This window comes from Sphingomonas sp. BE138, assembly GCF_031456125.1.
Classification (GTDB): domain Bacteria; phylum Pseudomonadota; class Alphaproteobacteria; order Sphingomonadales; family Sphingomonadaceae; genus Sphingomonas.
The window spans coordinates 1-4458 of record NZ_JAVDUC010000055.1; the positions used below are offsets into that span (position 1 = coordinate 1).

Here is a 4458-nt window from a genome sequence, read left to right on the forward strand (position 1 = left end):
AACTTCGGTAACGCAGTCTCCTCGTTGCGGACCGGAACACAGATCGCAGCTGACACAGGTCGCAACGGCACCCCCACCATCGGTTTCGCAGGACCAACGACCCTGCCTTGAGGAACGATAGGTGATCGAGGCCGGTTTCGATAGCTGCTCGCGGTGATGCAAGATGCCAGATCGTCATGCAGGACTACAGGTTTGCCCGATTTCGACCGAGAGATCGGCGTCGGGTGGGTAGCCGTCGCGGTTCGCGCCGGGCATCTACAAGCTGCAGTTCGACATGTCGGGCTACCCGCACGGAAAGCGGCGCCATTCTTCCCCAAGATCGAGCTCGTGTTCCGCGTCATCGATCCTGCCGCGCACTACCATGTCCCCGTCGTGGTCAGCCCCTACGGCTACTCCACCTACCGGGGCAACTGACCACCAATCACGCCTCGATCCCTGCCTCGAACATCGGCTTGTATAGCTCGTGCTCGAGCGAGCGCAGGTACCGGTCGAGGCGGTCGACCAGCGCTGCGACGTCCGCAGCATAGGTCGGGACGTCCGAAGCGATCGCGTTGCTGCTCCAACGCCGTATGTGGTCGGAGTAGCGCAGTCGAAGCTCGCGATCCTCTTCCATGATCCGCTCGTAAGTCGGCATCCGGTCGGCGAAATAGCCTCGGGCCTCCTTGTTCCAGCCCTGCTGTGTAGGCAGATGCTCACGTACCGCATTGGCCAGGTTCATTCGTAGCCGGCCGAGGTTGACGTGCTCCCCAGAAACTCCGCCAGTCTGAGCTAGAGTCCGCCTTCGAGAGGGAGACGGACGTGAAGAAGACGAGGTTCAGCGAGGAGCAGATCATCGCGGTGCTGCGCGAGCAGGAGGGCGGGATGAAGACCGCCGACGTGTGCCGCAAACACGGGATCAGCAGCGCGACGCTGTACGCGTGGAAGGCCAAGTACGGCGGCATGGACGTGTCGCAGGCGCGCAAGCTGAAGGTGCTCGAGGAGGAGAACGGCCGGCTCAAACGGCTGCTGGCCGACGCCATGCTCGACAATGCCGTGCTGAAGGAAGTCGCGGCAAAAAACTGGTGAAGCCCGCCGCTCAGCGGAAGGCTGTCGAGCATGCTCGGCAGCTGTTCGGCATCAGCGAGCGTCGGGCGTGTACCATCTTCGGCGTAGATCGAACGTCGGTGCGCTACGCGCCCCGGCGTGGTGATGATGGCGACCTGCGGTCGCGGCTGCGCGAGATCGCGGCCGAGCGTCGGCGCTTCTGCTACCGGCGGCTGGGGATCATGCTGGCCCGCGAGGGGCTGGTCATGAACCACAAGAAGCTGCTGCGGCTGTACCGCGAGGAGAACCTGCGGGTCAGGCGTCGTCGTGGCCGGAAGCGAGCCATGGGCACGCGGGCGCCGATGACGCTGCCGCAGGGACCGAACCAGCGGTGGAGCCTCGACTTCGTCAGCGACACGCTGATCAGCGGCCGGCGCATCCGTATCCTGGCGGTGGTCGACGACTTCACGCGCGAGTGCCTGGCGCTGGTGGTCGACACCTCGCTGTCAGGCGCGCGTGTCGCTCGTGAGCTCGACGCCATCATTGCGCTCAGGGGCGTACCGCCGCTGATGATTGTCAGCGATAACGGCACCGAGCTGACCAGCCTGGCGATCCTGAAATGGACGCAGGAACGACCTCTCGAGTGGCACTACATCGCGCCGGGCAAGCCGCAGCAGAACGGCTACGTCGAGAGCTTCAACGGTCGTCTGCGCGACGAATGCCTCAACGAGACGCTGTTCGTGTCGCTCGGCCACGCCCGCTCGGTGCTGCGGCTCTGGCGAGACGACTACAACCATGTGCGCCCGCATAGCGGTGTTGGCGGGCTGACGCCCGCCGATGCTGCCAGGCGGGTTGTGCAACACCGCCCCGACGGGCACCATATCAACCCCGGGCTCCAGTTATGACTGGCAGAGCTTTGGGGAGCACGTCAAAGCTCTTCGGTCACGCGACCAGGCGCACGCAATGAGGGCGGTGATTACGGAGTAACGGGACTTTGTTCGATCTGACGCATCACACGATGAAGATCGAACGGCTTTGGCAGGAACGTCGCCCGCTGGGGCAATGCCTCTTGCGGCACCGGGGCCTGACCCGACACGATGAATAGTAGCGTTGGCGGGAAGCGTTCGCGCACGTAGTGGGCGAGCTTCAGCCCATCCATGCGACCGCTGACGGTCGCGTCGATCAGTACCACCCGTATGTCGGTGCGCTGGTCGAGAACCTCCATTGCCTGATCCGCATCCTCCGCCTCGAACACGCGCCAATCGCGCTCCTCGAAAAAGGCGGTCATGTCGAACCGCACCAGCGCTTCGCCTTCAACGATCAGAATGGTGTTGCTACCGATCGGCTTGCTCTGTCCCACGCCGTCTACTCGTTCACTGTTGCGGCATCTCCAAGCCGCGCTTCCAATTCAAATACCAAACCCTCCGGCCGATAGTCGGTTGCGGCCTTGCCACGGAAATAGGAGCGCAGCGACCGCTCGATCAGGATCGAGCCAAAGCCCTTGCGGTTCGGGGGCGAGACCGGCGGTCCGCCTTGCTCGCGCCAAACTATCGACAGGATGGCGTCATCGCCTTGCCCTGTGACACTCCAACCGAGCGTCACCGTGCCAAAGCCGTTCGCCAATGCCCCGTATTTGGCGGCGTTGGTGGCAAGTTCATGCAACGCCAGCGCAAAGGCGACCGTCACCTCCGGCTTCAGGGTAACGGCAGGGCCGTCGAGCAGGATGCGTTCGCCGATACTGCCATGTGGCGCCAACGCGCGCGTCGCTACCTCGTGCAGATCGGCCGACCGCCATGAGCTGCCGGTCAGCACGTCGGTTGCTGCTCCAAGCGCCACCAACCGCGCACCGAGATCGTGACTGGCCGTTTCCTTGTCCGGGGCGGAGCGCAACGTCTGCTGCGCGACCGACTGGACCACCGCCAGAACATTCTTGAGGCGATGCGCCAGCTCGCCGTTCATCAGGCGCATGTCGCTTTCGGCGCGCCGGCGATCCCGGAAGTCGCGGGTGACGGTGCCGTAACCGATCATGGCGCCGCTCGCGTCGGTGATCGGAAAAACGGAATACAGGACCGGAATCAGCTCGCCCGTGCGGAAGTGTCGGAACTCCAGCTCGCCGACCCAATGTCCGTCGCGATCCACCGCCGGCAGCACGTCGCGCATGACCATTTCCACCTGCTCGGGCGGAAAGAAGTCGGCGATCGTGAGCCGAGTGAAGTCGGCATCTTCCAGCCCGACCAACCGCTTGGCCGCATGGTTCATGTAGAACACGCTGCCGTCCGTCCGTGCCATGCCGACGAAATCGGCGCTGTTCTCCGCCAGCCGGACGAAGCGCTCGCGCTCCTCCTCACTGGCGCGCAGCTCGGTGATATCGCGCGAGACCGACAGGATGCGGTCGGGATGCCCCTCTGGCCCCGCGATCGCGCTGACAGCGACGTGCCACCATTTGGGCGTGCCCCGATAGGTGTCGGCCTTGCCGATAAAGCTTCGGGCCTCACCTCTACCGGCCGCCTCAACCGCCGCCTTTGCTTCCGCGTTGCCGGCATCCTGCCAGAAGTCGGGCCAAGGGCAGCCGGCCACGTCGTTAAAATCGCTGATCTCCATGACGCGCCGGCCGCCCTCGCTCATGAAGGTCAGTTTGCCGTCTAGATCGAGCACCTTGATGCAGTCGGTCGAGCTGCCGAGCACGCCGGACAGGAACGCTTCACGCTCGGCCGTTACGACCAACGCCTTTTCACGCTCTTCGCGAAGCCGATCGGCATCGAGAAGCGCCGTGCGCAGCGCCTCCACCAGCACGACCAGCCCAAGCGTCGTCAGCAGGAAAAAGACGGAAGCGCTCCAATGAACGGGCGTGAGCAGCAGCGGCAGATCGGACCGCGCGACCACCAATCCCGCGCCGAGCGCGGAGATTATGGTGGCCAGGACGCCGGGACCGCGGCCGAGGAACAGCGTGAGCAGCAGGACCGCCGGCGTATAGAGGAACCAGGGTGCCGACGATCCGAAGAGGACGACCTGTACGATTGCGACCATTGCGATGACCACAACCGTCAGCCCGTAGCGCAGGGGCTTTGGACGAGGACGTGCGACGGTCAGGTCGCGCAGTCGGTTGAGCAAGGCGGTCGAGATGGACATGGTTCCCCGGCGTGGGGGAGCGCCCCTGCGATCCCGAATATAATGCAGATCGAAAAGAGCGAAAAGCGGCATGCATTAATAAGGGCCGGTGTCACACATCAGCATCGTAATGATCGCTGGGGGCGAGTTACCTGTAAAAGCCAAAAGCCACGACCCGCTCGTCCCGAAAACGAACGGCCAGCGCGAGCGCCGACGACCGTCCCGATTGAGATCGAGACCGTCCGAAAACTCGCTGGTGGTGGGAGCTGTAGGGGTTCTTCGTGGCGAACTGGCGCAAGATGCGACATCCTGGCCTCCATGTGTACG

Annotated in this window: 5 protein-coding genes; 2 read left to right on the forward strand and 3 right to left on the reverse strand. The window is 64.0% G+C overall.

The genetic code is table 11. The annotated features are described in order from the left end of the window. Positions 1–192: 192 nt before the first annotated feature. A complete protein-coding gene (locus J2Y58_RS20680) occupies positions 193–414 on the forward strand; it encodes a hydroxyisourate hydrolase (protein ID WP_310107314.1) in 222 nt (73 codons plus the stop codon). Positions 415–421: 7 nt separating this feature from the next. On the opposite strand, the gene J2Y58_RS20685 is transcribed toward J2Y58_RS20680, so the two are convergent. Continuing rightward, positions 422–718 (reverse strand): hypothetical protein, encoded by a 297-nt coding sequence (locus tag J2Y58_RS20685; RefSeq protein ID WP_242122093.1) that lies wholly within the window; start codon positions 716–718, stop codon positions 422–424. Positions 719–798: 80 nt separating this feature from the next. Between J2Y58_RS20685 and J2Y58_RS20690 the strand changes: the two genes are divergently transcribed. Then, a protein-coding gene (locus J2Y58_RS20690) for an IS3 family transposase (RefSeq protein WP_405053152.1) occupies positions 799–1928 on the forward strand; the annotation gives its coding sequence in 2 pieces (ribosomal slippage) (positions 799–1051 and positions 1051–1928; 1131 coding nt in all). Positions 1929–1999: 71 nt separating this feature from the next. Here the strand turns inward: J2Y58_RS20690 and J2Y58_RS20695 are convergent. Next, the gene (locus J2Y58_RS20695) at positions 2000–2383 is read right to left on the reverse strand and encodes a response regulator (protein WP_046407085.1); all 384 of its coding nucleotides are present in this window, start codon (positions 2381–2383) and stop codon (positions 2000–2002) included. Positions 2384–2388: 5 nt separating this feature from the next. Further along, positions 2389–4152, reverse strand: a complete 1764-nt coding sequence (locus J2Y58_RS20700; protein ID WP_310107319.1) for a PAS domain-containing protein — start codon at positions 4150–4152, stop codon at positions 2389–2391. Between the last annotated feature and the right edge of the window lie 306 nt (positions 4153–4458).

Bases quoted from the DNA above. Each gene is read 5' to 3' on its own strand.
- J2Y58_RS20685 (WP_242122093.1), bottom strand. From the start codon at position 718: ATGAACCTGGCCAATGCGGTACGTGAGCATCTGCCTACACAGCAGGGC.
- J2Y58_RS20700 (WP_310107319.1), bottom strand. From the start codon at position 4,152: ATGTCCATCTCGACCGCCTTGCTCAACCGACTGCGCGACCTGACCGTC.